26 protein-coding genes and 1 tRNA gene are annotated in these 26,238 nt (G+C 36.6%); 16 read left to right on the forward strand and 11 right to left on the reverse strand.

What is annotated here, in order from left to right; all coding sequences use genetic code 11:
• The first annotated feature begins 20 nt into the window (after nucleotides 1–20).
• The 10 genes from CCS77_RS00195 to CCS77_RS00240 all read left to right on the forward strand — a co-directional run bounded on the left by CCS77_RS00195 (nucleotide 21) and on the right by CCS77_RS00240 (nucleotide 10,961).
• Nucleotides 21–710, forward strand: a complete 690-nt coding sequence (locus CCS77_RS00195) for a class I SAM-dependent methyltransferase (protein ID WP_107916205.1) — start codon at nucleotides 21–23, stop codon at nucleotides 708–710.
• On the forward strand, nucleotides 711–1,445 hold the full coding sequence (locus tag CCS77_RS00200) for an FkbM family methyltransferase (protein WP_107916206.1): 735 nt from the start codon (nucleotides 711–713) through the stop codon (nucleotides 1,443–1,445).
• A 62-nt stretch (nucleotides 1,446–1,507) separates the two neighbouring features.
• Nucleotides 1,508–3,367, forward strand: a complete 1,860-nt coding sequence (asnB, locus tag CCS77_RS00205; RefSeq protein WP_107916207.1) for an asparagine synthase (glutamine-hydrolyzing) — start codon at nucleotides 1,508–1,510, stop codon at nucleotides 3,365–3,367.
• Entirely contained in the window at nucleotides 3,354–4,973 is a 1,620-nt protein-coding gene (locus CCS77_RS10755; protein ID WP_107916208.1) for a glycosyltransferase, read from the forward strand. The genes asnB and CCS77_RS10755 overlap by 14 nt, the downstream gene beginning before the upstream one ends.
• On the forward strand, nucleotides 4,970–5,887 hold the full coding sequence (locus tag CCS77_RS00215; RefSeq protein WP_107916209.1) for an SDR family oxidoreductase: 918 nt from the start codon (nucleotides 4,970–4,972) through the stop codon (nucleotides 5,885–5,887). Before CCS77_RS10755 ends, CCS77_RS00215 begins: the two co-directional genes overlap by 4 nt.
• Nucleotides 5,880–7,022: a glycosyltransferase family 4 protein gene (locus CCS77_RS00220; RefSeq protein WP_107916210.1), complete on the forward strand. Its 1,143-nt coding sequence runs from the start codon at nucleotides 5,880–5,882 to the stop codon at nucleotides 7,020–7,022. Before CCS77_RS00215 ends, CCS77_RS00220 begins: the two co-directional genes overlap by 8 nt.
• A gap of 9 nt (nucleotides 7,023–7,031) precedes the next feature.
• A complete protein-coding gene (locus CCS77_RS00225) occupies nucleotides 7,032–7,790 on the forward strand; it encodes a glycosyltransferase (protein WP_107916211.1) in 759 nt (252 codons plus the stop codon).
• A gap of 4 nt (nucleotides 7,791–7,794) precedes the next feature.
• A complete protein-coding gene (locus CCS77_RS00230) occupies nucleotides 7,795–8,775 on the forward strand; it encodes a glycosyltransferase family 2 protein (protein WP_107916212.1) in 981 nt (326 codons plus the stop codon).
• A 9-nt stretch (nucleotides 8,776–8,784) separates the two neighbouring features.
• Entirely contained in the window at nucleotides 8,785–9,831 is a 1,047-nt protein-coding gene (locus CCS77_RS00235; RefSeq protein ID WP_107916213.1) for an EpsG family protein, read from the forward strand.
• Nucleotides 9,828–10,961, forward strand: coding sequence for a glycosyltransferase family 4 protein (locus CCS77_RS00240; protein ID WP_107916214.1), 1,134 nt, complete (start codon nucleotides 9,828–9,830; stop codon nucleotides 10,959–10,961). The genes CCS77_RS00235 and CCS77_RS00240 overlap by 4 nt, the downstream gene beginning before the upstream one ends.
• Before the next feature lie 69 nt (nucleotides 10,962–11,030).
• On the opposite strand, the gene CCS77_RS10785 is transcribed toward CCS77_RS00240, so the two are convergent.
• The 3 genes from CCS77_RS10785 to CCS77_RS00255 form a co-directional block, all read right to left on the reverse strand.
• On the reverse strand, nucleotides 11,031–11,252 hold the full coding sequence (locus CCS77_RS10785; protein WP_201741730.1) for a helix-turn-helix domain-containing protein: 222 nt from the start codon (nucleotides 11,250–11,252) through the stop codon (nucleotides 11,031–11,033).
• Between the two features lie 346 nt (nucleotides 11,253–11,598).
• Nucleotides 11,599–12,303, reverse strand: coding sequence for a cytochrome c3 family protein (locus CCS77_RS00250; protein ID WP_107916215.1), 705 nt, complete (start codon nucleotides 12,301–12,303; stop codon nucleotides 11,599–11,601).
• On the reverse strand, nucleotides 12,300–12,737 hold the full coding sequence (locus CCS77_RS00255) for a cytochrome c3 family protein (protein WP_004317425.1): 438 nt from the start codon (nucleotides 12,735–12,737) through the stop codon (nucleotides 12,300–12,302). Before CCS77_RS00255 ends, CCS77_RS00250 begins: the two co-directional genes overlap by 4 nt.
• 224 nt (nucleotides 12,738–12,961) lie before the next feature.
• Between CCS77_RS00255 and CCS77_RS00260 the strand changes: the two genes are divergently transcribed.
• Nucleotides 12,962–13,037 (forward strand) — tRNA-Val (locus CCS77_RS00260).
• A gap of 249 nt (nucleotides 13,038–13,286) precedes the next feature.
• Nucleotides 13,287–14,570, forward strand: a complete 1,284-nt coding sequence (locus CCS77_RS00265; RefSeq protein WP_107916216.1) for an Ig-like domain-containing protein — start codon at nucleotides 13,287–13,289, stop codon at nucleotides 14,568–14,570.
• Between the two features lie 44 nt (nucleotides 14,571–14,614).
• Here CCS77_RS00265 and CCS77_RS00270 read toward each other — a convergent pair whose 3' ends face one another.
• From CCS77_RS00270 to CCS77_RS00285, 4 genes are all read right to left on the reverse strand, one after another.
• Entirely contained in the window at nucleotides 14,615–16,033 is a 1,419-nt protein-coding gene (locus tag CCS77_RS00270; RefSeq protein ID WP_107916217.1) for an alanine/glycine:cation symporter family protein, read from the reverse strand.
• Between the two features lie 89 nt (nucleotides 16,034–16,122).
• Nucleotides 16,123–16,638, reverse strand: a complete 516-nt coding sequence (locus tag CCS77_RS00275; RefSeq protein ID WP_107916218.1) for an ATP-dependent DNA helicase RuvA — start codon at nucleotides 16,636–16,638, stop codon at nucleotides 16,123–16,125.
• 43 nt (nucleotides 16,639–16,681) lie between these two features.
• Entirely contained in the window at nucleotides 16,682–17,848 is a 1,167-nt protein-coding gene (locus CCS77_RS00280; protein WP_236635299.1) for a replication-associated recombination protein A, read from the reverse strand.
• Between the two features lie 20 nt (nucleotides 17,849–17,868).
• Nucleotides 17,869–18,399, reverse strand: coding sequence for a pyridoxamine 5'-phosphate oxidase family protein (locus CCS77_RS00285; RefSeq protein WP_107916220.1), 531 nt, complete (start codon nucleotides 18,397–18,399; stop codon nucleotides 17,869–17,871).
• A 78-nt stretch (nucleotides 18,400–18,477) separates the two neighbouring features.
• On the opposite strand from CCS77_RS00285, the gene CCS77_RS00290 reads away from it, so the two are divergent.
• A complete protein-coding gene (locus tag CCS77_RS00290; RefSeq protein WP_107916221.1) occupies nucleotides 18,478–18,771 on the forward strand; it encodes a hypothetical protein in 294 nt (97 codons plus the stop codon).
• A 1-nt stretch (nucleotide 18,772) separates the two neighbouring features.
• On the opposite strand, the gene ung is transcribed toward CCS77_RS00290, so the two are convergent.
• A complete protein-coding gene (gene ung, locus CCS77_RS00295) occupies nucleotides 18,773–19,465 on the reverse strand; it encodes a uracil-DNA glycosylase (protein ID WP_107916222.1) in 693 nt (230 codons plus the stop codon).
• Between the two features lie 62 nt (nucleotides 19,466–19,527).
• Here ung and CCS77_RS00300 point away from each other — a divergent pair, with 62 nt between their 5' ends.
• From CCS77_RS00300 to infC, 3 genes are all read left to right on the forward strand, one after another.
• Nucleotides 19,528–20,103 (forward strand): YbaK/EbsC family protein, encoded by a 576-nt coding sequence (locus tag CCS77_RS00300; protein WP_107916223.1) that lies wholly within the window; start codon nucleotides 19,528–19,530, stop codon nucleotides 20,101–20,103.
• A gap of 341 nt (nucleotides 20,104–20,444) precedes the next feature.
• Nucleotides 20,445–22,265 (forward strand): threonine--tRNA ligase, encoded by a 1,821-nt coding sequence (gene thrS, locus CCS77_RS00310; protein WP_107916224.1) that lies wholly within the window; start codon nucleotides 20,445–20,447, stop codon nucleotides 22,263–22,265.
• Complete coding sequence (gene infC / locus CCS77_RS00315) at nucleotides 22,262–22,780, forward strand: translation initiation factor IF-3 (RefSeq protein ID WP_009295104.1); 519 nt, start codon at nucleotides 22,262–22,264, stop codon at nucleotides 22,778–22,780. Before thrS ends, infC begins: the two co-directional genes overlap by 4 nt.
• 645 nt (nucleotides 22,781–23,425) lie before the next feature.
• On the opposite strand, the gene CCS77_RS00320 is transcribed toward infC, so the two are convergent.
• From CCS77_RS00320 to CCS77_RS00330, 3 genes are all read right to left on the reverse strand, one after another.
• Nucleotides 23,426–23,689, reverse strand: coding sequence for a hypothetical protein (locus tag CCS77_RS00320; RefSeq protein WP_107916225.1), 264 nt, complete (start codon nucleotides 23,687–23,689; stop codon nucleotides 23,426–23,428).
• A gap of 366 nt (nucleotides 23,690–24,055) precedes the next feature.
• Nucleotides 24,056–25,414: an NADP-specific glutamate dehydrogenase gene (gdhA, locus tag CCS77_RS00325; RefSeq protein WP_103595934.1), complete on the reverse strand. Its 1,359-nt coding sequence runs from the start codon at nucleotides 25,412–25,414 to the stop codon at nucleotides 24,056–24,058.
• A 169-nt stretch (nucleotides 25,415–25,583) separates the two neighbouring features.
• The gene (locus CCS77_RS00330; RefSeq protein ID WP_107916226.1) at nucleotides 25,584–26,156 is read right to left on the reverse strand and encodes an SMI1/KNR4 family protein; all 573 of its coding nucleotides are present in this window, start codon (nucleotides 26,154–26,156) and stop codon (nucleotides 25,584–25,586) included.
• Nucleotides 26,157–26,238: the final 82 nt, after the last annotated feature.

Below are 26,238 nucleotides of genomic sequence, written 5' to 3' on the forward strand. Positions count from 1 at the left end.
AAAACAAAAAGGAGAATACGGTGACTAGAAAGATAATAGGGAAATTTATTCCTACACGAATTAAAAAGCAATTGAATAATTTCAAAATATTGGCTTGTGATTATTCTCAATACCAAACCATACAAAACTGGGATTGTGTTGATAAATTCAGAAATAAAATACCTTGGTATACGTATCCCGCTATAGAATTCTTAAACACTTTTGATTTTTCTGAAAAATCTGTTTTTGAATTTGGAAGTGGTAACTCATCAATATACTGGGCTAAAATGGCCAAAGATGTGGTTTCTGTTGAACATGATAAAGAATGGTTTGAAAAAGTAAATTCTAGTCTCAGTAGTAATCAAACTTTATTATATAGAGAAGATAGTGAAGAGTACGAAAAATCTATATTAGATTTTAATAAAAAATTTGATGTAGTTATAATAGATGGTATCAGAAGACCTCAATGCTCAAATTTAATTGAAAGATGTTTAAATTATCAATCGGAGGGGGGTATTGTGATATTAGATAATTCTGATTGGTTTAGAGAAACATCAAAATATTTAAGAGAAAAACTAGACCTTATAGAGATAGATTTTCATGGTTTTGGTCCTATAAATGATTATACTTGGACGACTTCCGTATTTATAACAAGAAATTTTAGATTTAAGCCAATTGACAACATACAGCCTATTTTTTCTGTATCGGCCATTAAACAGAGCGGAGAATAAATGTCACTACAAAAAATATGTAAAAAATTTTTGCCAAAAATAGTAAAAGAAAAGATTATCGAGTTTAGAAATAATAATTTAGATGGATATGCTACAAAGTCATATTCCCAAGAGGGTGAAGATATGATTTTGAGAAGGTTGTTTGGAGGACAGAAATTTGGTTTTTATGTAGATGTGGGCGCCCATCATCCCAAGCGTTTTTCAAATACATATTATTTTTATAAAAAAGGATGGAGAGGTATTAATATAGATGCCATGCCCGGCAGTATGATTGCTTTTGATAAATTTCGTCCAAGAGATATAAATATAGAAAAGCCAATCTCTGATAAAAAACAAATTTTAACCTACTATGCCTTTAATGAACCTGCTTTAAATACTTTTTCAAAGGAGTTAGCAGTAGAGTATGAAAAGGAAAATTATTTTATAAAATTTACAAGAGATATTGAAACTACAACACTTGAGGATGTTCTTGATAGAAATTTACCAAAAAACCAGGATATAGACTTTTTATCGGTAGATGTTGAAGGCTTAGATTTTATGGTTTTAAAATCTAATAATTTTGAAAAATATAAACCAAAAATAGTTTTGATAGAAATTCTAGGAAATAGTTTTAGTGAAATTGAAAACAATAAAATAGCTGATTATTTAAGGCAATGTGGCTATTCTATCTTTGCAAAGACTGTTAATACTGTATTTTTTATAAACAATGGTTTTAAAAAAGATAAGCCTTTATAGACTTATAGTTTAATATTTGTATTGGTTTATAAGATAATCATATGAAGGATCTGTAAAAGTATATGTGCGGAATATTAGGAACGATACCATCTTCAAATGAAACTAAATTTAAAAGTGCGTTAAATAGATTAGAGCATAGGGGTCCTGATGGTTTTGGGATAGAAACAATTGAAAATAGTATTACATTGGGACATAGAAGACTGGCTATTGTGGATTTGTCAGATAGCGCTCATCAGCCAATGTATGATAAAACAAAAAGATATTGTGTAATTTTTAATGGCGAGATATATAATTTTTTGGAAATTAAAAAAGAGTTAGAAGCAAAAGGGCATACATTTTGTTCATCATCAGACACAGAAGTTTTGCTTTATTCTTATATAGAGTGGGGTGAAGAGTGTGTCTTAAAATTTAACGGAATGTGGGCTTTTGCTATATGGGATGGTCAAAAAAAAGAGCTTTTTTTATCTAGAGATAGATTTGGCAAAAAACCACTTTTTTATGCTGTAATTGATGGTAAATTTATATTTGCCTCAGAAATGAAGGCTATCTATCCATTTTTAAAAGAGATAAGACCATCAAAAGATTTTCATTGGATGAAAGATAATATTTTTTCATATGAAGCAACCGAAAAATGTTTGATAGATGGAATTAAGAGATTCCCTTTCGGGCATAATGGAATTTATAAAAATGGGAATTTAAAAATAAAAAGATACTGGAATACTCTTGATAATATTGCGGAGCCACCAAAAACGTATGATGCTCAAGTAGAGCGATTTAGGGAATTGTTTTTAGACGCTTGTAAGATTAGGATGAGATCAGATGTACCTATAGGAACAGCCCTTAGTGGAGGGCTTGATAGTAGTGCAACCATTTCAGCCATGGCTCATCTATCAAAATCTCATATTGATTACGGCAAGAATGACTGGCGACATGCTTTTGTTGCATCTTTTCCAGGTACTCCACTTGATGAAACGCATTTTGCAAAAATGGTTGTTGATCATATAGGGATTGAAGCCACTTATATAAATATTGAGCCTCTTAAGTATTGGGATAACCTAGAAAAATATTTTTATATGTTTGAGGACTTGTATATAACTAGTCCTATTCCAATGATGGCTACATACGGAGCTGTAAAAAAACATGGAACGACAGTAACGTTAGATGGGCATGGAGCAGATGAGCTTTTTAGTGGCTATGGACATTTAATTGAAGCTTTATGGAATAGCAAATTTTCGATAAAAAATAGTATCGATATACTTAATACCTATCAAGAGACATTGGGAAATGGATCACAGTTTGATAGAAAAAGTAATTTTAATATATATGTTAAATTTATGATAAAGAAAATAGTAAAAATAATTTTTGGAAAAGAATTTAGGTCAAAAGATGCCAACCATAAAAATTTTAATAAACTTGATAGCTTTTCTCAGCAACTATATATAATTTTTCATGAAACAATATTGCCAACCTTGCTTAGGAATTACGATAGGTATTCTATGACAAATAGCGTAGAGATAAGGATGCCTTTTATGGATCATAGGATCGTCTCTTTTGTAACCTCTTTGCCATATTCTAGTAAATTTGGAAATGGCTATACAAAAAAGCTCATAAGAGATGCTATGGATTCTTACATGCCAAAAGAGATAACATGGAGAAAGTCTAAGATCGGATTTAACTCCCCAATAGTTGATTGGATGCAGGGCGATTTAAAGGAATGGTTTTTGGATACGGTTCATGAAAAAGGCTTTATGGAATCTAACTTGATAGACAATCCATCTGAGCTTCAAAGCCAAATTTTGAATATCGCAAATAAAAATACAAATAGCTATGTGTTGGCTGAAAATTCTTGGAAGAATTTAACACCATATATTTGGGAAAAAGCAATTAAAAAATTTGGAGCCAGCAATAATGCAACAAATTGATATAAAATCGTATAATTTAGCACCAATAGTGCTATTTGTCTATAATAGATTGGATCATACGAAGCAGACTATAGAGGCCTTGCAAAAAAATAAATTTGCAAATAAAAGTGATCTTTTTATATATTCTGATGCGGCTAAAAATGAAGAGTCAAAACAAAAAGTAGCAGAGGTAAGAGAATATATAAAAAGTATAAATGGATTTAAAAATATTACAATCATTGAAAGAGAAAAAAACTATGGTCTCGCAAATAGTATCATAGACGGCGTTACAAAAATTGTAAATGAATATGGCAAAATAATTGTTCTTGAGGATGACTTAATAACAAGTCCGAATTTTTTAAAATTTATAAACGAAGCACTAGAAATTTATAAAAATGAGGGCAAAGTATACAGCGTTACTGGGTATTCTTTTACTGATAATATATCAGATATCGAAAGTAGCTATTTTTTGAAACTTACTAGCTCTTGGAGCTGGGGTACTTGGGCGGATAGATGGCAAAAATTTAAACGAGATAAAAAGGATTTGGAGCAAATTATCAGTAGCTCAATACAAGAAAAAAATCTTTTTAACTTCGATGATTCTTATGATTATGTCAGTATGGCTAAGATGCAGATCGATGGTAAAATAGATTCATGGGCGATTTATTGGTATCTGTGTGTATTTAAACAAAATGGACTCACACTATATCCTGCTAAGAAGTTAGTGAAAAATATTGGGTTTGATGGAAGTGGAACTCACTGCTCTTTCTCGGAATACGAGGACGAACTAGTAAATTTTTATCCTAGTTTTACAAAAGATATTGTTGAAAAAACAATAAATAGAAATGTAGTGTCTAGTATATTAAGAGAAAAAAATAAAATAAGCATAAAAAGAAAAATAATAAATAAACTAAAAAAACATTTATCTCAAAAACAAAAACAGATTTTATTAATACTATTTTCGAAGGCACAATTACTCTTTCATAAAAAAGATATAGGCAAAAATACATATATCGATAAGACAGTGCATGTAACAGGCTGGAAAAATATCTTAATAGGGAATAATACTGGTATCAGCGAATACACTTGGATAAATGTAAATAAAAGGTTGGGAGACAATAAGCATATTATAATTGGCAGCAACTGTTATATTGGCAGAAGGAATTTTTTTAGCTCAGGATTATTAATAAAAGTATCAGATTATTTTATGAGTGGCATTGATTGTAAATTTATGGGAAGCGACCATATTTTTAAAAATCCTTTTATACCATATATTGCTACTGGAACAACTATAGAAAAAAAAATTATTATTGAAACCAATGTATGGCTAGGCGCTGGAGTGAGTGTTATTGGAAATTTAACAATAGGTAGAGGCTCTATAGTAGGTGCTGGAAGTTTGGTTAACAAAGACATACCACCTTTTAGTATTGCTGTTGGGAGCCCTTGTAAAGTTATAAAAAGATATGACTTTGGTGCCGGAAAATGGGTAGGAATAGACGAATATGATTTCAACAATGATTCATTGATTCCAACAGAAGAGGAGTATGCAAATAAATTAAAACAAAATTTTCCAAATGTTATCATTCCATTTGTTGCATGTGGAAAAAATAAAGGTGATTTGTTTTGAAAAAAATATTAATTACTGGAGCCAAGGGTTTTTTGGGTTCAAACGTAGCACATCATTTTAAAACTCTAGGATATCAGACATATGGTATAGGACATGGTGGACTGTCTATAGAAGAGTCAAAAGAGATCGGACTTGACTACTGGAAAAAGGATGATGTGTCGATAAAGGCAATTTTAGAATTTGAACAAGTTTTTGATGTTATAGTGCATTGTGGCGGTAGTGGCTCTGTTGGTTTTTCTGTTAAATGCCCATACGAAGATTTTAAAAAAACAGTAAATGGTACACTTGAAGTCTTAGAATATATAAGGGTGTATAACAATAATTCCCATCTTATCTACCCATCAAGTCCAGCAGTACAGGGCGAATGTGAGGATAAGCCGATCGTAGAAGAGTATTTCGGAAGACCAGTTTCTCCTTATGGGTATCATAAAAAAATAGCCGAGGATCTATGTCAGAGCTATAGTGAAAAATTTGGTTTAAATATTTCTATAATAAGACTCTTTTCAGTATACGGAAATGGTCTTAAGAAGCAGTTGCTTTGGGATGCTTGCCAAAAAATATTAGATAGTAGTGATGAGGCCGTCTTTTGGGGAACTGGGAAAGAAACAAGGGATTTTATACACATAAGTGATGTTTTACTTTTAGTTGATATGTTGTTAAAAAAAGATGAAAAATTTTATATCATAAACGGTGGAACTGGTGTAAAGCATACCATAAAAGATGTAGTAGAAATGATAAGAAATCTAGTAAATCCAAATATTAATATAAAATTTAATAATCAAGTGAATGTAGGAAATCCAATGTACTACTGGGCAGATACACACAAGCTAGAAAAAAATGGTTTTAACGCGGATAAAAATTTAAAACAAGAGATAATAAACTATGTAGAGTGGATAAAGGGACTGGATGATTAAAGTTGGATTTATAGGTAGTGTGTCAAAAGAATGGATGGGCGGATTAAACTATTTTAAAAACTTACTTTTCGCTATAAATTCTATAGAAAAAAAAAAGCTTGAAGTATTTGTTTTTGTTGGTAAAAAAATAGATATAGAAACAAAAAGAATGTTTCAAGAATATACAACTGTAATAGAAGATAGCATATTTGACAGAAAAAGTATAAAATGGTTTCTTAGTAAAATAGAACAAAAAATATTTAAAACAAATATTTTGCTCGAAAATATCCTTAAAAAACATAATATACAAATACTTTCTCACGCAGCTATAACAAATTTAAAAACGATAAAAACTATAAATTGGATACCGGATTTTCAACATATTCATTTACCTCAAATGTTTTCTGAAAAAGAGATACAAAATAGGAATAATAATTTTTTAAAGTTAATAAGAGATAGTGATTTAATTGTTTTTAGTAGTTTTGATGCATTAAAAGATATGAAGAAATTTGCACCTAATTATGAAGATAAAGCAAGAGTTTTGCAATTTGTTTCACAACCAAATAGCAGATATTTTGAACTAGATGAACATGATAAAAGTTTATTATTGCAAAAGTATAAAATAAAAGATGATTTTTTTTATATACCAAATCAATTTTGGAAGCATAAAAATCACATGATGATATTTGAGGCCATTAACGAATTAAAAAAAGATGGTGTTGAGATCAATATTGTTTGTACTGGATATCTAGGCGATTATAGAAATAAAACATATATTGATGATATAAGGAAGGTTGTAAAATTAAATAATTTGGAAGATAATATAAAACTTCTGGGACTCGTGGATTATGAAGATGTTTTTGCATTGATTAAATTCTCAAAAGCAGTGATAAATCCATCTTTATTTGAGGGTTGGAGCTCTACAGTTGAAGAGTGTAAAAGTGTAGGAAAAAATATGATCTTGTCTGATCTGGATGTGCATAAAGAACAATATCCAAACGCAGTTTTTTTTAAAAGAGATAGTATTGAGTCTTTAAAAGAAGTACTAAAATTTTATAAGATAGAAAATGAGAGCAATGTGGAACCATTAGAAGCAAGGACAAAAAAATTTGCAAATATTTACTCTTCAATTTGTAAAGAAGCTTTAACTCGCTAGAGCATAACAATGAATAAAGATATCTACTATAAAAACTACAATGAAAAACCAACTAAACTTAGCGTAATTACCGCAACCTACAATGCAGAAAAATTCTTGCCTAGAGTTATAAAAAGTCTGCAAGAGCAAACCGATAAAGATTTTGAGTGGATCATTTCTGATGGAGCATCTAGTGATAGTACTTTAGAAATTCTAAAAAGTACTGAAGGAATAAATATAAAAGTTATTTCTGGAGAGGACTTTGGGATTTATGACGCTTTAAATAGAGCTATAAAGGCTTGTAACGGAGAATTCTACCTTGTTATTGGTGCTGATGATGAACTTTATCCAAATGCTATCCAAAATTATAAGGAAGCTATAGAAGATGGTGTAGACATAATAACAGCTTGTGTCGATACTGATAATGGCAAAATCGAGCCAAATAGTGGTCCAAAATGGCTTAAAGGACAATTCCAATATATTTCAGGACATGCTGTTGGCTCAATATATCGTACAAGTCTCCATCAAAAGTTTGGATACTATTCTAGAAAATTTCCAATAGCGGCAGATCAGCTATTTGTATTGACTGTTGCAAATTGTGGAGCTCAGATAAAAATACTAAAAAGTGTGGTTGGTAAATTTTCAAATGATGGAGTCAGCAGTGTTGATATATTAGGAGCTCTTTGTGAATTTTATAGAGTTCAAGTAGTGATGGGTGAAAACAAATTTTTACAAACTATCCTATTTGTTTTAAGACTTATTAAAAATTTTGGAAAAATGCAGAGATAAGCAAATGAAAGACCACGATGTATCCATAATAGTACCCATTTATAATGTGGAAAAATATATAGAAAATTGTGCAGTTACGCTTTTAGAGCAAGATTATGACAATATAGAGTATGTTTTTGTAAATGATTGCACGCCAGATAAATCTATGAAAATTTTGGAGAATACGATAGAAAGATACCCAAACAGAAAAAAACATGTAAAAATTATTAATAAAACAAAAAATGAAGGTTTACCGCAAGCTAGAAAAAGTGGGTTGAAAATAGCAAGCGGTAAATACATTTTACATGCAGATAGTGACGACTGGGTCGATAAAGATATGGTAAGTTCTTTGATATATGAAGCTAAAAAAAGCGATGCAGATATCGTTTGTTTTGACTACATTAAAGAATTTAGCAAAAAAAGCGTTATAAAAAGTTTTTTTTATACAAAAAACCATCCAAAGTTAAATTTGGAATTTGTAAAAGCTATTTTATCTCATGAAGTTTCTGTTTCTATGTGTGATAAATTAGTTAAAAGGGAGCTTTATAAAAATATTGATTTTCCGCATTTTTCACATTGTGAGGATAGTTTTGTAAATTTGCAGCTTTTTTATGAAGCAAAAAAAATTACTCACATTGCAAGGCCATTTTATCATTATAGAACAAATCCCAACTCACTTTCTAATAGTTTCTCAAATAATAAAAAAGCTCTTGAGGATTTTGCTGAGTTTAGTAAAGCCGTAAGGAATTTCCTACTGCAGAGAGGTCTTTTTGATGAATATTTTAAATATCATATCCCTGCAATTTTAAAGTTTATTTTGGATTATTCGGACAGCAACTTTAAAAATCATATAAATGCTATATGTCCAGAGGCAAATCATATAAAATATGTTTTTAAAATAAATAGAAATTTCGTTTACAAAATTTTATACGGTTCTGTATTTTTGGGGTGTCCTCAAATTTTTGTTTTTGCAAAAAGGATTTTTCTTTCTTTGAAAAATAATTAGGAAAATTTATTGCTTTATTTTGTAATATTTGCTTACATATCAACATTTTTAGTGTTAGATCTGACTAAATTTTTACGCTTTAACAAAATAGCATTAGTTGTGCTCTATCTATTCTTAATATTGTTTATTGGTGCAAGATACGAGATTGGTGGCGACTGGAATTATTATTTATATGAAATATTTTATAAAGATGCAAGAACTGATCTCGGATATGAATTTTTAAGTCTAATTGGAAAAAATATCTCTACGCAACATGGGATCATTTTTGTAAATTTATGCTGCGCCTTTTTATTCTTAAGCTGCTTATTTTTCCTTGTAACTAGATTTAGATATCCTTTTGCTGGATTGCTTGTTGCATTTCCTCATGGTATTACGGTGGTAGCTATGGGATATACTAGGCAAAGCGTTGCAATAGGATTTGGTTTTGTTGCGATGTACTTTATGGCAAAAAATCATAACTTTAAATCCATAATTTTTATTTTAATTGGTAGTTTATTTCATAAGTCGATTGCTATATTAATGATATTTTTACCATTGCTATATTTAAGACAAGTTAATATAAAAAAAGTTTATATAGGCATAGTATTTTTTCTTGTTCTTGCATTGATATGTTTTAAATTTGATATTTTTGCTGGATATATTAGCAAGATAAAATTTTTATATTTATCTGATATGCACTATTCCAATGGTGCATTTATTAGGATTGCTGTTCATATTATTCCTCTTGTTTTATACATATTTATGAGAAAAGATATAAAAAATAGAAATAATATAAATTACATATTATTCGATGAGCTATCCATTTTAATAGTTGTGGCTATGTTTTCGTCTATATTTTTATCTACTTTAGTAGATAGGCTTGGTTTATATTTTATATTTTTTGATATCGTAATTTTTAGTATTTTCATAGAAAGACTAGAAATAAAGTTAAAATTTACCTTAGCATTTTTAATCATAATAGAAAATTTTTTGATCTTTTATATTTGGTATAACTACTCGTTTTATGCCATTCATTATTGGCAACCTTATAAAAACTTTTTTTTGGAGATGCTATGAAAATTTTTATAATCGGCAATCTCGCCTCCACGATGATAAATTTTAGAAAAGAATTTATTAAAATGCTTGTATCAAGTGAGCATGAGGTTTATTGTTTGGCTAGTGACTACGATAAAAAAAGTAGAGAAAAAATAAGCTCTTTTGGTGCAATCCCACTTGACTATACTTTAAATGCAAAGGGTTTAAATCCATTTAAAGACGCTATTGCTACGTTTGATTTGATTAAGCTATTTAGGCAACATAGTCCAGATGTAGTTTTTTCTTTTTTTGTTAAGCCAGTCATTTTTGCAACTATAGCTGCAAAAATAGCAAGAGTGCCACGAATAGTTGGTATGATAGAAGGACTTGGTGGGGCTTTTACTGTCCACAAGAGCGGTCAAACAAAAAAGGCGAAAATTATCAAGGCAATACAGATTTTTCTATATAAAATTTCCTTACCACCTCTTGATGAACTTATCTTTTTAAATAACGATGATAAAAAAGAGCTAATAGATACTTATAATATAAATGCAAAAAGTGTCAATATACTGGGTGGCATAGGTGTCGATCTGAAAAAATTTTCATACTCTAAAGCAACAAGTGATCCCGTTAGTTTTATATTCATAGGTAGATTGCTTACAGAAAAGGGTATTTTTGAATATTTAAAAGCCGCTAAAATAGTTAAAGATAAATATAAAGATGTAAATTTTTATATATTAGGTGGTTTTGAAGAAAATAATCCATTTGGATTAAAGAAAGAAGAGCTAAGGCCTTATCTTAATGATGATATTGTCATTTTCCCAGGATACGTAAATCATATAAAAGATTGGATCACAAATAGTTCAGTATTTGTCTTGCCATCATATAGAGAGGGTGTGCCAAGGAGTTCGCAAGAGGCGATGGCAATAGGAAGAGCTGTCATAACAACAGATACTGTTGGTTGCAGAGAAACGGTCAAGGATGGTGTAAATGGCTTTTTAGTACCGCCATACAATAGCGATGTATTAGCGCAAAAAATGATGTACTTTGTAGAAAATCCAGAAATGATAATTCAAATGGGCATTGAAAGTAGAAAAATCGCAGAAGAAAAATTTGATATAAATGAACAAAACAAAAAGCTTATGAGTATAGTTGTTGGATATAAAAACTAGAGATTTTTAACTTTTTATTTTCTAGGCTAACTCCTCACTCCACCTTATATCCAGTGCCTCGCACGGTTTTTAGGCAAATAGTTGGTATTTAGCTCTTATCTCTCGCACGAGCGATCTTATGCGGTCTTGTGATAAGGTTTCGTTTTTATATAGGTGGTGATCTATCTCATCGTAGGTGACGACGTGAGGCGAATTTTTGCATAAAATTTCAAGCAGCTGGCTCTCTTTTTTACCAAGATAGATGACCTCGTCCTCTTTTCTTATACACTGGGAGTCTTTGTCAAAGACCAGGCCATTTTTTAGCTTAAATTTAGAGCCTAAAAGTACCTTGCAAAGCCTAAAAACGTGAAATAAAAACTCTTTATGACAAAATCATTAACCCTAGCGTAGTAAATCCTCTTAAAAACGCTAGGGACGCTCTCGTCTAACAAAAGCATAATGGGAGTGATGTTTTGGCTATCTCTTATAAATTTAGCCAGATCAAGGTTTAAATTTCTTTATCTATTGCCGCGCTCAAAGTCCTTGATGACCGAGCATGCGCTTTTGAGCTGGATCATCCTAAACCCAAAGCGGTAAAGCGATGCATTTAGGATGACATTTTGCTCAAAGTCGCTCGAGAGCAGCAAGATCTTCTTCGTCAGCCAGCTAGACCGCCACCAGCTGGTTTTTTAGCGTCTTTTTCAGCCTTTTGTTTTAAAAATTCCTCTTCGTCTTTTGTAGGTTTGTACTCATCTTTGAAGAATTTTTGCTTAGTTTCGATCTTCTTTTCAAGCATCTTTTTATCATAAATTTTATATGACGGCTTCCAGTACTCAAGATAGTTTCTAAAGCCAGCGCTGTGACCTGCGTCATAGTGGCAGCTTACACATTTTAGCTCTTTAGGAGTGTCAAGGAGCTTTTTGTAATGAGCGTGCATCTTTTGAGCTTGCGCTGAAGTGTTGTTGCTATCTATCACGTTTGTGTGACAGCTTGTGCAGCCGTTGTCAAAGACGAAATGCTCGCGGTTTTTGAGGTTTTTGTGCCAGTCAATAGCGTTAGGATCGCCAAAGAAATGCACCCAGCCCTCTAAAATGCCGTTTTTCGCCTTTGTTAGGGCGTATTTTGCGATGTTGTCATGCGGTATGTGACAATCCACACATCTTGCTTTGATACCAGTTTTGCCCTTGCCGCTGTGGATATCGTCGTTGTAGGCGATCACCATAGGATCCATCTCGTGGCAAACGATGCAGAATTTATCCCCACTCGTCTCATCAAGTGCGTAATGAACTGGCAGAACGACTAAAAATCCAACAATTCCGCTTATGAAGATTATAAGCGCTAGTAATTTTTTTGAAATTTTCATGGTGTTACTCCGTTCATCCATTGTGGCACCTCGTGTTCATGGCACTCAGAGCACATGTTTGTAGATGGTTTGTGTTCGTTGTGGCACTCGTCGCAGTACAAAGTCGGACCATCGTGAACAGAGTTGTGAGGATTTGCCTTTAGAGTATCCATAAATTTTAGCCTCTGGGCTAAGAGCTTTTTACTCTTGTGACAGGATAGGCAGCCAGCGTCGCCGATCGCTTTAAATTTGCTAGGATCATCGCCCTGGTTTTGGTGACAATCAACGCAGTCAAAGCTTAGGTGTTCATGATGAGGTTTGATCTTATACTTGGCTCTTAGCTCATCAGAGACTACTACTTTTGTGACGTTTAGATCGCCCTTTGGCATATCGGCGCCAAAGAGATGAAGCGAAAATAAACAGGCAAAAATAGCGATGAATTTAAGCTTATTCATACCCTTTTCCTTTCTATTAAGATTTTATAAACATCAAATTTCAATTGAAAACTAATATTTTTACTTAAACTTATTTTTATGAAATTATAGTCTTCGCTTGGTTAAATTTACATTAATAATAAATTAGTGCGCCAAAATATAGACCAGTTTTATGAAGTTGAATTTTAAAGAAAAGGATAATTAAGCTAAATAAAAAGGAAAATAAAATATAATCCCAAATCTTTGGTCCCGTAGCTCAGTTGGTAGAGCACTACCTTGACATGGTAGTGGTCGATGGTTCGAGTCCATTTGGGGCCACCATTTTTATATCAAATTCTCCAAAACACAAAAAACTAAAAAATAAAATTTAAAAATATTTTTTGTAACTCTGCCATTTTTAAATTTTAAACTAAATCCCTAAAATACGGCAAATTTTTACTAAATTTAACTCTAAATTTTATGACATAGCGTATCTAAAATGTCACAACTGTACCAAAGTACAATAGTAAAGAACTAAAATATTTACTTATAATTCCAGCATAAAATCCAAAAACATAAAAAGGAAATGTTATGAGTAAAGTTAAAGGACTAATAAAATCTATTATTGGCACGGATGCCATCGTCGCAGTTGATGCTAATGGAAATCAAAGAATTCTAAAAGCAGGTGACGTGATATATGACAACGAGGTCATAAAAGAGCAAGATGGTGTAAAGGTCGAGGTGCAAGCTGCACAAACTCAAAATGAAAAAGCTAGCGATGAGACTGGCAAAGAAGTAGCATCGCTACAAGAGCAATTATTAAATGGTAAAAATATCTCTGATCTTGAAGAGACTGCAGCTGGAGGCACTCAATCAGCAGGTGGAGTAAGCTCGAATGGCGTGAGCCTTGGCGCTGCTGGCTTTACAAATGGCGGTCACTACTCAAACGTAAATGCGAATTTTGGCGATCTAAGCTCTCAAGCAAACGCTAGTGCAGAGGCTGTTACAAATGTAAGCGGTGGCGCAAGCGAGGAGGTCTTTAGTCTTGATACGCTTGCAGCTGCGATAGATAATGCATATAACAATATATTGCCGCAGCCACTAGAAGTATCTGTCACGGCAGTGGATGATAACGTAGTGACTGGAAATACAGATCAGGCAGTAAGCAGCAACCTTGACATCGAGGGCAATATCTTAGAGCATGAAAATTCACAAAGAACAGGTCTGCATATCACAAACGATAACACTCCAACTTTGGTAGGTAAGGCTACTTCAAATGCTACTATAAGCATATTTGATGGCGAAGGTGAAAATGCACCACTACTTGGTACGACAACTACTGATAATGATGGCAACTGGTCATATACACCAACTTCGCCTTTAGCTGATGGAGATCATAAATTTACGATTGAAGCTAGCAAAGTAGCCGCAAACGGCGAAGAGCTAAAAGCCACAAGCACACAAGAGATAACTGTTGATACAGACAATAGCACCTTGTCTATCACAAAAATATCTACTGATGATTTTGCCGACTTAACACAAGGTAGCCAAACGATGTATGATAGCAATAAACAATACGACTTCTCACCAACTATCGAAGGTAAGGCTGAGCCATTCGCTGATATAAATTTGGTTATTAGGATAGCGGATAATAACACTTCAGAAGGTCATATAGTTGAAGAATTAAAGACCAAAGCTAAAGCTGATGGCAGCTGGGAAGTTGAAAGTCAAATGTTGGATAGTGAAAATTCTATTAAATACACAGTCCAAGCATCATCGGTAGATGAGGCTGGTAATAAATACACAGAGCCTCAAGCATCAACGTTTTATTTACCGACAGAGCCTATATATCTAGCTCCAACTGACCACCTATAAAAATAAATTTAATGTGGAGAGCCTCTCTCCACGCGCTTTTAAATTTACTTCAAATACTCTTTTACGTCGTACTCTTTGCCAGCGTCGTGATCTTTTAAAAGTTTAGCCACGACTGGGCTTAGAAGGATAATGGCGATCAAATTTGGCACGACCATAAGGCCGTTAAACATATCTGCTAGGCTCCAGACAAAATCGACCTTTTGCAAGCTGCCTAAAAAGACAAAAACAACAACTAAAATTTTAAAAATTTTAACCGCTTTTGCGCCAAAAAGGTAGCGCACGTTGATCTCAGCAAAGTAGTACCAGCCAAGTATGGTCGTAAATGCAAAGAAAAATAGGCAGATCGCCACAAAGCTATAACCGCCAGTTTTGCCAAAGATATGTGACGAAAACGCCTCTTGCACCAAGGTGATGCCTGTAAAGACTGCCTTGCCGTTTTCAAAGCTGATGACGTTTGCAGTAAGCACCACAAAAACGGTTATATTTAGGATGACAAAGGTGTCTATAAAGACGCTCATTATGCCAAGGACGGCTTGATCGACTGGGTGTTTGACGTTTGCAGCAGCGTGTGCGTGCGGAGTCGAGCCCATGCCAGCTTCGTTGCTAAAAAGTCCCCTTGCGATGCCGTATCTCATAGCAGCTGCGATGCTAGCGCCAGTTGCCCCACCCCAAGCAGCCGAAGGATCAAATGCAGCTCTAAAGATTAGTGAGATCGCCTCTGGGATTTGGTGAAAATTTAAAGCGATGATAACCACGCCAACGATGATGTAAAGTAGCGCCATTAGTGGCACGATCTTTTCAGCGACCCTTGCGATCGCTTTTACGCCACCTATGAAAATTAGCGCGCAAATGAGAGCCAAAAACACCCCTGTTAGCCACTGTGGTATGCCAAAAGCGCCACTAAAGCCGTCTGATATGGAGTTTGCTTGAACCATATTGCCGATAAAGCCAAGTGCGATGATGATAGCGATAGCGAAAAATCCAGCTAGAAATTTCGCCCATTTGCCTTTTAATCCGCGGCTTATGTAAAAGGCTGGACCGCCTATCGTGTGGCCGCTGTCATCTTTGGTTCGGTAAATTTGAGCGAGGCAAATTTCAGCAAAATTTGTAGCCATGCCCAAAAAGGCTGCGCACCACATCCAAAAAATGGCTCCAGGGCCACCCATGATAAGAGCTGTCGTCGCACCCACGAGGTTGCCAGTGCCAACTTGCGCCGCGATCGCTGTTGCGACTGCTTGAAACGAGCTCATACCAGCCTTGCCAGCAGCCTCGCCGTGCAGTGAGAAATTTCCAAAAAGCTTGCCTAAACCCATTTTAAACTTAAAAATTTGAACAAAGCCAAGTCTAATGGTGAAAAATAGTCCAGTGCCGCAGAGTAGGGCGATAAGGAAGTATGGACCCCAAAGAAATGAATTTATACTTTCAACGCAGTTATTTAAAATTTCAGCAAAATTTGTAGTCATTTTTTTAACTTTCGTGATTGATTTGGATTTAAGAAGTATATTTGAAAAAATATAAAATTTAAATTAACTACTAAAAAATCATGGCCGAGCTAAATTTTTACAAAAGCGCCCTGCAAAATCATGCTTGAGTAGTAGTAAAAGCTGTAAAATAGCCTATCGTCATAGCTTAGCTCGTCTTGATCCACGATCTCAAGATACTTTGGATCTAGCATTTGCTCCATTTTTGCAAGCGGCTTTGCGTGCTCAAGATGCTCTAGCTTCTCACAAATTTCAAGCATAAATTTAAAAAAGACTTCAAGCTTACGCGAGATAAATTTAGCTGCCTCGCCTTTTTCGCCTAGCGCACTTTTATAAATTCGCACCAAAAAAACGAGCGCAAATGGCGTTGCGTGCCAAAATGTCTCTTGATATTCACACTCACCAAAGATATCATCAAGTAGCTCGCTAAGCTCTTTTTCATCAAATTTGCTCTTTTTCACAGCCTTTGTAAGTGTATTTAAAATTTGCGCAAAAAGCTCCGCCGTACCGTAGCTACAGCTTAGCCTATCCCACGGCACGTCTTTTATCTTTAAATTTGCGATATATGTTAAATTTTGCTCATTCATCCTTAAAACAGCCCTTTTAAATTTAAAAGAGTAAAGCCTAAATTTAGCCCTTTGACCTTATCTTTTCTAGCCACTCATTTAGCGTTTTTTCAAAGCCTATGCCCTTGCTTTTGTAAAAAACGAGCGGTTTTTCTAGGTATTTTTGCTCGACCCAGCCGCCAAAATCATGCGGGTAAAGGTAGTCTTTGCTCTCTTTTGTGTGATTTTTTAGATATGGCGGGATCTTTAAAATTTCTTCACTTTGCACGTATCTTAGGGCGGCATTTATCGCGTTGTAGCTGGAGTTTGACTTTGGCGAGCTGGCTAGATAGACGGCGCACTGAGCCAGTATGATCCTAGCCTCTGGAAAGCCTATCTCTTTTACCGCGCTTAGCGTGCTGGCGGCTAAATTTAGCGCATTTGGGTTTGCATTGCCGATGTCTTCGCTGGCAAATATCGCCATCCTTCTAGCGATAAAGTCCGCACTCTCGCCAGAGTCTATGAGCCTTGCGAGATAGTATATGACGGCGTTTTCGTCGCTTCCACGCAGGCTTTTTATAAAAGCGCTTGCTAGCTCGTAGTGTGTGTCGTCCTCTTTTGCCCCCTCTTTTAGGGCGTTTTGGCGAAGTGTTTTTAAATTTTCTAAGCTCACATTTTCATCAAGCGTGACGGCAAATTCGAGTAAATTTAGCATAGCTCTTGCGTCGCCGCCGCTACTTTTAAAGAGATACTCCTTTGCCTCCTCGTCAATGCTAAATGAAATTTGCTCTCTTATCTTGCCAAGAAGCTCCTCAAAATCGTCACTGCTAAGTGGTCTAAACTCAAAGAGCATCGAGCGGCTCCTGATGCCTGAGCTTAGCGTGAAAAAGGGATTTTCCGTGCTAGCGCCGATGACTAGGGCTTTGTAGTTTTCCATGGGGATGAGCAGCGCTTCTTGCTGGGTTTTGCTAAGCCTGTGGATCTCGTCTATGAAAAAGAGTGGCTTATTTAGGGCGTTTTCGTAGTTTTTTAAAATTTTGCGAAAGTCATCTATCTTTAAATTTCCGCCGTCAAACTCGTAAAAGTCGTAGTTTGCCCCGCTTGCCACTGCTCTTGCAAAGCTTGTCTTGCCACAGCCTGCTGGACCATAAAATATGGAGTGCGGTATCTTGCTTGTTGCTATAAATTTTAAAAAAGCTGCCTTAACCGCCTTTTGACCGCAAATTTCATCCAAGTTTTTTGGTCTAAACATCAGTGCAAGTGAGCTCAAATTTACTCCTTTACCGCTTTTGGCAAAATTTTAGCCTTTGCGCTAAGGCTCTCTATCTTTAGCTCGTAAATTTTCATATTTTTTAGCCCATACTCTGCCGCCACGTCAAAGGTACTCATCGCATAGGCTGTGTATTTAAGGCTAAGAATTTTTAAAATTTCATATCTTTTGGCTTCATCTTTCACTTCGTAGGCTATTGTTTTTGCGATGGCGCTTTTGTACTCAGTCGTAAAGACCTTGCCACCAAGCGCCTTGCCGTCGTCTTTTATCATTTCTAGCTCACTATCATTTAGGTGTGGGACTTTGTTAAAGCTAACGCAGACAAACTCCACTTTTCGCCCATTTTGAAGCAGCTTTGCCTTGCTACCAGCGTTCGCTCCGTGGATAAAAATGCTCTCACCAACCCTAACAGGCGAGATAGGCACGCTAAAAATTTCTCCCTCATCATCCACGCATGAGATCACGCCGTATTCGCAGTTATCGATAATCTCAAGTGCCTCATCACGTCCAAGCTCTCTATCTTTTCGCCTCATTCTTCATCCTTTTTTGCAAAATATTTTAAAATTTAAGTGCTTAAAGGCTAGTATAACGCAAAAATTTCAAGGAAAAATATGAAAAAATTTGCCATTTTTGCCCTTTTGCTGGGCGTAAATTTATTTGGTGCAAGCGAGGTTTGCAAGGAATATGTCAAACAAAGTAGGCTCTATCTTGACGAGCTTTACGCCAAAGAGAGCAAACGACTTGCAGGTGATGAGAAGGCGCTAAGGCTTTTTGAGCTTAAATTTGATGAGTTTAAGCAAAGACAAAGCGGCCAAGAGGCGATGATAATGCAAAATAACGATGAGAAATTTTGCAAAAGCGAGCTAGAAAAGGTAAATAAACTTCTTTCTGAGCTTAAAAAATAGTTCAAATTTGAGCGTTTAAGTCCCACTCTATGGGCGTTTTGCCGTGGTTTGCTAGGTAGATATTTGCCTTTGAAAAGTGCCTGCAGCCAAAAAACGCCCCACGAGCTAGCGGACTTGGGTGGGCTGCTTCTAAGATGAGGTGCTTGCTAGCGTCTATTAGAGGCGCTTTTGCCTTGGCTGGGTTGCCCCAGAGCATAAAAACTACGTTTTGTAAATTTTCACTTATCTTTCTTATGACAGCGTCTGTAAACCCCTGCCAGCCAAAGCTAGCGTGAGAATTTGCCGCTCCAGCACTTACGCTTAAAGTCGAGTTTAGAAGCAGCACGCCTTGCTTTGCCCACTTTGTAAGATCGCCGCTATTTGGCTCTTTTATGCCAAGATCGGCGTAAATTTCTTTATAGATATTCACAAGGCTTGGTGGCACTCTCACGCCACTTGGCACTGAAAAGCTTAGTCCCATGGCTTGATTTGCGCCGTGATATGGGTCTTGTCCTAGGATAACCACCTTGACAGAGTGAAATGGCGTTAGATTAAATGCGTTAAATATAAGCCCGCTTGGTGGATAGACGACGCCAGCGCTCTTTGCTTTTAAGAAATTCTCTTTGATGCGAGCGAAATTTTCACTCAAAAACTCATCTTTTAGCACCTCTTTCCAGCTTGGTTCGATCTTGATGTCATCTAAATTTATCTGCATTTTCCTGCCCTTTTTTGTTTTAGCGGTATAATTTTAACTAAATTTATCCAAAGGAAAGAGCTGTGTCAGAGCAAATTTTTAATAAAATCCACGAGCTTCTTAGCAAAAATGAGGCTAAATTTAGAGTGATAGAGCATGAGAGTGCTAGGACTTCAGAGGAGGTCGCTAAGATAAGGGGCACGAAGATGAGCCAGGGCGCAAAGGCGCTGGTCTGCTCTATAAAGGGCGTTAGCGAGGAGAAATTTAGGCAAATTTTTAAAGATGAAAATGTGCTAGATGGTTACTTGCTAGATGACGAAAAGCCAGCGATGAAGGCTGGTAAAATTTACTTGCTTGCGGTTTTGCCAGCGGACGAGCAGGCTGATCTTGACGCGCTTACGCAAAAATTTGATGGTAAAAGAGCAAGCCTTGCTAGCCCAGATGAGGTTACAGCGCTTGCTGATTGCGTATTTGGCTCGGTTCCGCCATTTAGCTTTCATAAAAATTTGCACCTTGTTGTGGATGAGAGTTTGCTAGAGCAAAACGAGGAGATCGCCTTTAATGCAGGGCTTCTTGATAGATCAGTCGTTTTAAACGCAAAAGACTACGCTAGGATAGTAAAGCCAGTGTTTGTTAAATTTGCAAAAGAAAAGTGCTAGGCTAACCACTTCCTAGCACTAAATTTGTCGGGAGAAAAATGAATTTAAGTAATGCAAAGACGAGAAATTGCTAAATTCATTTCAGGAGCAAATATTATCAAGGATAATCTTAAAGTATAATAAATTATATTGATAAAATATGCATATTTTAGGGATAATTATCTTTATATATAAAAAAATATATTTTAAAAACCAAAAATTTTGGTTCAAATTTTACTAAATTTAAAAAGAATTTATAAAAATTTGCTTAGCAATTATTAAGTTTAGCTTAAAGCCCATTTCGATAAAATCCTTAATCGTTCTTTTATCGTAAAAAAGACAATTTGATATAAGGAAAAACAATGAGCGATATCATCGCATACAAACTAAATGGCGAAATAGTCGATACTCAAAGTATCGCAGGGCGTGAGAGTAGTGCTGAGCCTATCTATTTTGACAACTCAAAAGAGGCACTACACGTTATCAGACACTCCTGTGCGCACCTCATGGCACAAGCTATCAAATCACTCTATCCAAAGGCAAAATTCTTTGTCGGACCAAACGTAGAAGATGGATTTTATTATGATTTTAGAGTTGATGATGAGGGCACGAAGCTAGGCGAGAGCGATCTAGCAGCGATCGAAGATAAGATGAAAGAGCTTGCTGAGAAGAAATTTGACATAGTTAAAACCTGCTCAACCAAAGCTAATATGAGTGAGAAATTTAAAAACGACGATCTAAAACAAGAGGTCTTAAAAAGAATTCCAGATGGCGAAGTGAGCAGCTACGCACAAGGCGATTTTGAAGATCTTTGCCGCGGACCACATGTGCCAAATACTAAATTTTTAAAATTCTTCAAGCTTACACGCGTGGCTGGCGCGTATCTTGGCGGCGATGAGAGCCGTGAGATGCTAACTAGAATTTACGGCACAGCTTACGCAGACAAAGAGAGCCTAAAAGAGCACATCCGCATCATCGAAGAGGCTAAAAAGCGCGATCACAGAAAGCTTGGCGTCGAGATGAAGCTATTTACATTTGATGAAGAGGTGGGTGGTGGTTTGCCTATCTGGCTACCAAATGGCGGACGCTTAAGATCAAAACTAGAGCAGCTATTATACAAAGCTCACAGAGATCGCGGCTACGAGCCAGTGCGAGGTCCTGAGCTTTTAAAGGCTGATGTGTGGAGAAGAAGCGGCCACTACGCAAACTATAAAGAAAATATGTACTTTACAACGATCGATGACGCAGAGTACGGCATAAAGCCGATGAACTGCGTGGGTCACATCAAAGTTTATCAGTCAGACATCCGCTCATACCGCGATTTGCCGCTTAAGTTTTTCGAATACGGCGTCGTACATCGCCATGAGAAAAGCGGCGTGCTTCACGGACTTTTCAGGGTGCGTGAATTTGCCCAGGACGACTCGCATATCTTTTGTATGCCAAGCCAGATAAAAGAAAATATCTTAGAAATTTTAAAATTTGCTGGCACGATAATGGAAAATTTTGGCTTCCACTATGAGATGGAGATATCGACCAAGCCAGCCAAAGCGATCGGTGGCGATGAAATTTGGGATACAGCTACAAAAGCGCTAAAAGAAGCTCTTGATGAAAATGGCTTTAAATACGGCATCGACGAGGGCGGCGGCGCATTTTATGGACCAAAGATCGACATCAAGATAACTGACGCGCTTAAGAGAAAGTGGCAGTGCGGCACGATACAAGTGGATTTTAACTTGCCAGAGCGCTTTGATCTAGGCTACATCGACGCAAATAACGAAAGACAGCGCCCTGTAATGCTTCACAGAGCCTTGCTTGGCAGTTTTGAGAGATTTATAGGAATTTTACTTGAGCACACTGCTGGCGAGCTACCATTTTTCATAGCTCCAACGCAAGTCGTCATCGTGCCTATTAGCGACGCGCATTTAGACTATGCAAAAGAAATTTCACGCGAGCTAAGAAAGATCAACGTCGATAGCGAGATCGCAAGTAAAAATGAGAGTTTAAATAAGAGAATAAGAACGGCAGAAAAACAAAGGGTGCCTATGATAGTCGTGCTAGGAGACAACGAAGTAGCGAACAAGAGCGTTGCGTTGCGCGACAGACAGGCTAGGACGCAGAGCGATATGAGCTTGGCGGAATTTATAAATTTAACGAAGGAGAAACTTAGTGAGGTACATTTTTGAGTAAGGAAAATGAAGTATTGCTCAATGAGGACATAAGGGCGAGAGAGGTAAGATGTGTAGGGGATGATGGCACGGCATACGGTGTCATCTCAAGAGATGAGGCTTTAGAGATCTCAAATAAGCTTGGGCTTGATCTAGTGCTTATAGCGCCAGACGCGAAGCCGCCAGTTTGCAAGATAATGGACTATGGTAAATTCCGCTATCAGCAAGAGAAAAAGCAAAAAGAGGCCAAGAAAAAGCAAAAAACCATCGAGATAAAAGAGATAAAACTCTCTGTCAAGATCGCCCAAAACGATATAAACTACAAGGTTAAACACGCAAGCGAGTTTTTGCAAGATGGCAAACACGTTAAATTTCGTGTATTTTTAAAGGGTCGCGAGATGAGCACCCCAGAGGCTGGCGTAGCCATGCTTGAGAAGGTCTGGGAGATGATCAAAGATGAAGCTGACCGCGACAAAGAGCCTATAATAGAAGGTCGTTATGTAAATATGCTTGTAACTCCAAAAAAGGGTTAAATTCTTACAAAGAGCAGGCTAGGGCTTGCTCTTTTTCATTAAATTTTTAATACAAAAACTCACAAATAACTATTTCTCAAAAAATCTATCATTTTTATATTTGCTAAATTTACGCAAGGGCGTTTGCGGTTGATGTGGCTTGTGAGTTTGTAAATTTAAGTGTTTGCGTGGGTGTTTTAAATCAAATTTTGTCTAATTGCAGGATAAATTTGGTAAGAAACTTGATTATTTGTAGCTTAAATTTAGCAAAATTTAAATTATCTTGTCCGAATTTGATTATCTTGCTGTCACTCATAAAAGCGCTGTGCTAAAAACTTCTTGCGAGTTTTAAATTTTGTTTTTTATATGCTTGTATGAGTATTTGAGGCTAAATTTGCTCAATATCTGGTTAAATTTGGCAAGAGAAATATTGTTTTAATAATACTTTTTATGTGGTGACTAAATTTGATGAGAAATTTGCTTCTTTGTGGGTTAAATGCAGTAAATTTCAATTTTCGCTTACCAAAATTTATCCCATCTTTTTTTCTGCCAACCTCTTACACGAGTGATTTGCTGAAATTTGACCAAGCAAACGCCATCTAGTAAAGTAAATTTGATAATTTCTTACGAGTTTGTAAATTTATGGTGCGCGTAGAGTGTTTTAGGCTAAATTTGGCAAAAAATTCGTTTTTTGTAGCTTAAATTTATAAAAGAGAATTTAGGCTGGACGAGCCTAAATTTACTAAATTTCATAAGCCATTTCTTGTCAAAAAAGTGATCTGTTATCTGCTTGTGAAATTTTAGGTTTCGCTCATTCTCTGGTAGGATTTCACTATTTAGCCTTATTATGCCGAAGTTGCAAGCGCTATAAAAATTTCTCGTTTGCGGCACACTTGCTACAAAGCTTCTTGTCGCCAAGTAGCCACGCATAGACCGCACCACTCGTGCAATCAAGCAAAATATCCACAGGATGCTCCACAAATTTTACTGCTCAAACCTCGCCACTCCACCATATCGGCTGTTTTGACAAAATTTATACTAAAAGCTCTAAAAATAGTGATCTGTTCGCTGCCCTAGTGAAATTTAACCAAGCTTCAAATTCACATCTGTCACGCCAGCAAAAATTTGTCAAAACGAACACGGCATAAAATGCTTCAAGCTTGCATAAATTTGATAGCTTGCTAGTAAAATTTGCCGTGCAAAAGGCAAATTCTATTTTGGCTAAAACCCTAGCCAGCCTTATATTGATTTACGTCCAAATTTAGCTTGGACGTAAATTTACAGAGCCAAAATGGCCTACACATATCCTTGATCTATCATCGCATCAGCCACTTTTCTAAAGCCAGCGATATTTGAGCCAAGCACTAGGTTGCCCTCATCGCCAAACTCTTTACTCGTTTCGTAGCTTAGTTCAAAGATGTGATTCATGATGCCATGAAGTCTGCGATCGACCTCCTCAAAGCTCCACGAAGTCATGCCAGCGTTTTGCATCATCTCAAGTCCGCTCGTGCCCACACCGCCAGCGTTTGCTGCTTTTGCTGGAGCAAAGTGAAAGTCTTTTTGCGCAAGCATGAAATTTATCGCATCAAGCGTGCTTGGCATGTTTGCGCCCTCAGCCACGAAGCGGCAGCCATTTGCGTAAAGCACTTTTATGTCAGCTAGGTGAAGCTCGTTTTGTGTCGCACATGGGAAGGCTCCGTCGCATGGCACGTCCCAGACACCGTTTCTGCCCTCTTTATACTCGCTCACGCTTACATATTTTGCGTTTGGTCTAAATTTGGTGTATTCGCTAAGGCGAGCGCGCTTGACCTCTTTTAACTCTTTAAGCACCGCTAGATCGATGCCCTCAGCGTCATAGACGTATCCGTTTGAGTCAGAGACAGTGATAGGCAGTGCGCCTGCTTGATAGAGCTTTTCGACCGTGTAGATGGCGACATTTCCGCTACCGCTGATGCTGCATTTTTTGCCCTCTAGATCAAGTCCAGCTTTTTTTAACATGTTTTGAGTGAAATATACTAATCCGTAACCAGTAGCCTCTGTGCGCGCTAGACTGCCGCCCCAGTTTAGCCCCTTGCCAGTTAGGATGCCATCAAATCTGCCAGTTAGCTTTTTATACTGGCCAAACATATAGCCGATCTCTCTAGCGCCCACGCCGATGTCGCCTGCTGGCACATCCACGGTGTTGCCGATGTGGCGATATAGCTCGCTCATAAATGCTTGGCAAAAGCGCATTATCTCGCCCTCACTCTTGCCCTTTGGATCAAAGGTGCTGCCGCCTTTTGCGCCGCCGATATTTACGCCAGTGAGCGAGTTTTTGAAAATTTGCTCAAATCCAAGAAATTTTAGCACGCCAAGATCGACGCTTGGGTGGAGCCTTAGACCGCCTTTGTATGGGCCAACGGCTGAGTTAAACTGCACGCGGTAGCCGTTATTTACCTTTGGTCTGCCATCGTCGCCTGTGTATGTCACGCGAAAGATCACTGTGCGCTCAGGGATGACGATGCGCTCTAGGATCGCGTGTTTTTGGTACTTGCTCTCTCTTTTGATAAGCGGCTCTAGGCTGTTTAAAACCTCAGTCGCAGCTTGGACAAAGACGCCTTGACCTGGGTTGGTCTTCTTTATCCACTCCATCGTTTGTTCGATGTACTCGCTCATTTTTGCTCCTTTTTCCTTTTTTTGTAGTTAAATATTAGCTCGGCTAGAAAAAATTTTTATTTAAAGATATTTTAATATTTTTATTTTGGGCAATGAGTGTTACATATCGAAACTAAATTTATAAAAAGTGGTTTTTGCTTTGGTTGCTAGGATAAATTTATAAAATTTACTAAATTTGCGTCATCTCTTGCCAAAAATAAAGTGCCACGTCGTCTGCTTGGACAAAATTTAGGATTTGCTTGGCTGATGGCAGGGTTTCGTCATTTAGTCTTGCTATATAGGTGCTGGCAAGCGCTATGAAAAATTTTTCAAAGTCGCTCGCAACGCGCCTGCTGCAAAGCTCGTCATCTTCAAGTAGCCATGCATAGACCGCACCACTCGTGCAATCAAGCAAAAATATCCAAGGATCTCCCACGGCAAAAACTATCAAATTTGCTTGGCGAGCTTCACCCTGCCACCATTTGCCTCCAAACTCATCTACGCTGTTTAGGCGCACTAGCTCGCTTGCATAGTCGCCTCTTGAGCCAAAGCTGACATTGCAAATTTCAAAATTGCCAAGCTCAAATTTGCTCATTAGCTTTGTAAATTTAGCTGGGAAATTTACGCCAAGGCTATTTTGTGCTTGCACGAGCGCCGAAGCATCCTTTTGCGGCAAAAGTCTCATGCCAGTCATGCCATCTTGCTCTAGCGGCAAGAAAATTCGATCTAGTTTTCTAGCGATCTCGTCTAGTTTTAAAAACATATCGCTCCTTAAATTTGCTAAATTTTGGCAAATTTTATCAAATTTAGCCCAGTGCGCTTTTAAATTTGGGTTATAATCGCCA

Source organism: Campylobacter concisus (assembly GCF_003048375.1).
Taxonomy (GTDB): Bacteria; Campylobacterota; Campylobacteria; order Campylobacterales; family Campylobacteraceae; genus Campylobacter_A; species Campylobacter_A concisus_T.

Coding starts and splice junctions, on each gene's coding strand:
- CCS77_RS00200 (WP_107916206.1), top strand. CDS start 711: ATGTCACTACAAAAAATATGTAAAAAATTTTTGCCAAAAATAGTAAAA.
- asnB (WP_107916207.1), top strand. CDS start 1,508: ATGTGCGGAATATTAGGAACGATACCATCTTCAAATGAAACTAAATTT.
- CCS77_RS10755 (WP_107916208.1), top strand. CDS start 3,354: ATGCAACAAATTGATATAAAATCGTATAATTTAGCACCAATAGTGCTA.
- CCS77_RS00220 (WP_107916210.1), top strand. CDS start 5,880: ATGATTAAAGTTGGATTTATAGGTAGTGTGTCAAAAGAATGGATGGGC.
- CCS77_RS00225 (WP_107916211.1), top strand. CDS start 7,032: ATGAATAAAGATATCTACTATAAAAACTACAATGAAAAACCAACTAAA.
- CCS77_RS00230 (WP_107916212.1), top strand. CDS start 7,795: ATGAAAGACCACGATGTATCCATAATAGTACCCATTTATAATGTGGAA.
- CCS77_RS00240 (WP_107916214.1), top strand. CDS start 9,828: ATGAAAATTTTTATAATCGGCAATCTCGCCTCCACGATGATAAATTTT.
- CCS77_RS00250 (WP_107916215.1), bottom strand. CDS start 12,303: ATGAAAATTTCAAAAAAATTACTAGCGCTTATAATCTTCATAAGCGGA.
- CCS77_RS00255 (WP_004317425.1), bottom strand. CDS start 12,737: ATGAATAAGCTTAAATTCATCGCTATTTTTGCCTGTTTATTTTCGCTT.
- CCS77_RS00265 (WP_107916216.1), top strand. CDS start 13,287: ATGAGTAAAGTTAAAGGACTAATAAAATCTATTATTGGCACGGATGCC.
- CCS77_RS00270 (WP_107916217.1), bottom strand. CDS start 16,033: ATGACTACAAATTTTGCTGAAATTTTAAATAACTGCGTTGAAAGTATA.
- CCS77_RS00275 (WP_107916218.1), bottom strand. CDS start 16,638: ATGAATGAGCAAAATTTAACATATATCGCAAATTTAAAGATAAAAGAC.
- CCS77_RS00280 (WP_236635299.1), bottom strand. CDS start 17,848: ATGTTTAGACCAAAAAACTTGGATGAAATTTGCGGTCAAAAGGCGGTT.
- CCS77_RS00285 (WP_107916220.1), bottom strand. CDS start 18,399: ATGAGGCGAAAAGATAGAGAGCTTGGACGTGATGAGGCACTTGAGATT.
- CCS77_RS00290 (WP_107916221.1), top strand. CDS start 18,478: ATGAAAAAATTTGCCATTTTTGCCCTTTTGCTGGGCGTAAATTTATTT.
- ung (WP_107916222.1), bottom strand. CDS start 19,465: ATGCAGATAAATTTAGATGACATCAAGATCGAACCAAGCTGGAAAGAG.
- thrS (WP_107916224.1), top strand. CDS start 20,445: ATGAGCGATATCATCGCATACAAACTAAATGGCGAAATAGTCGATACT.
- CCS77_RS00320 (WP_107916225.1), bottom strand. CDS start 23,689: ATGCGTGGCTACTTGGCGACAAGAAGCTTTGTAGCAAGTGTGCCGCAA.
- gdhA (WP_103595934.1), bottom strand. CDS start 25,414: ATGAGCGAGTACATCGAACAAACGATGGAGTGGATAAAGAAGACCAAC.
- CCS77_RS00330 (WP_107916226.1), bottom strand. CDS start 26,156: ATGTTTTTAAAACTAGACGAGATCGCTAGAAAACTAGATCGAATTTTC.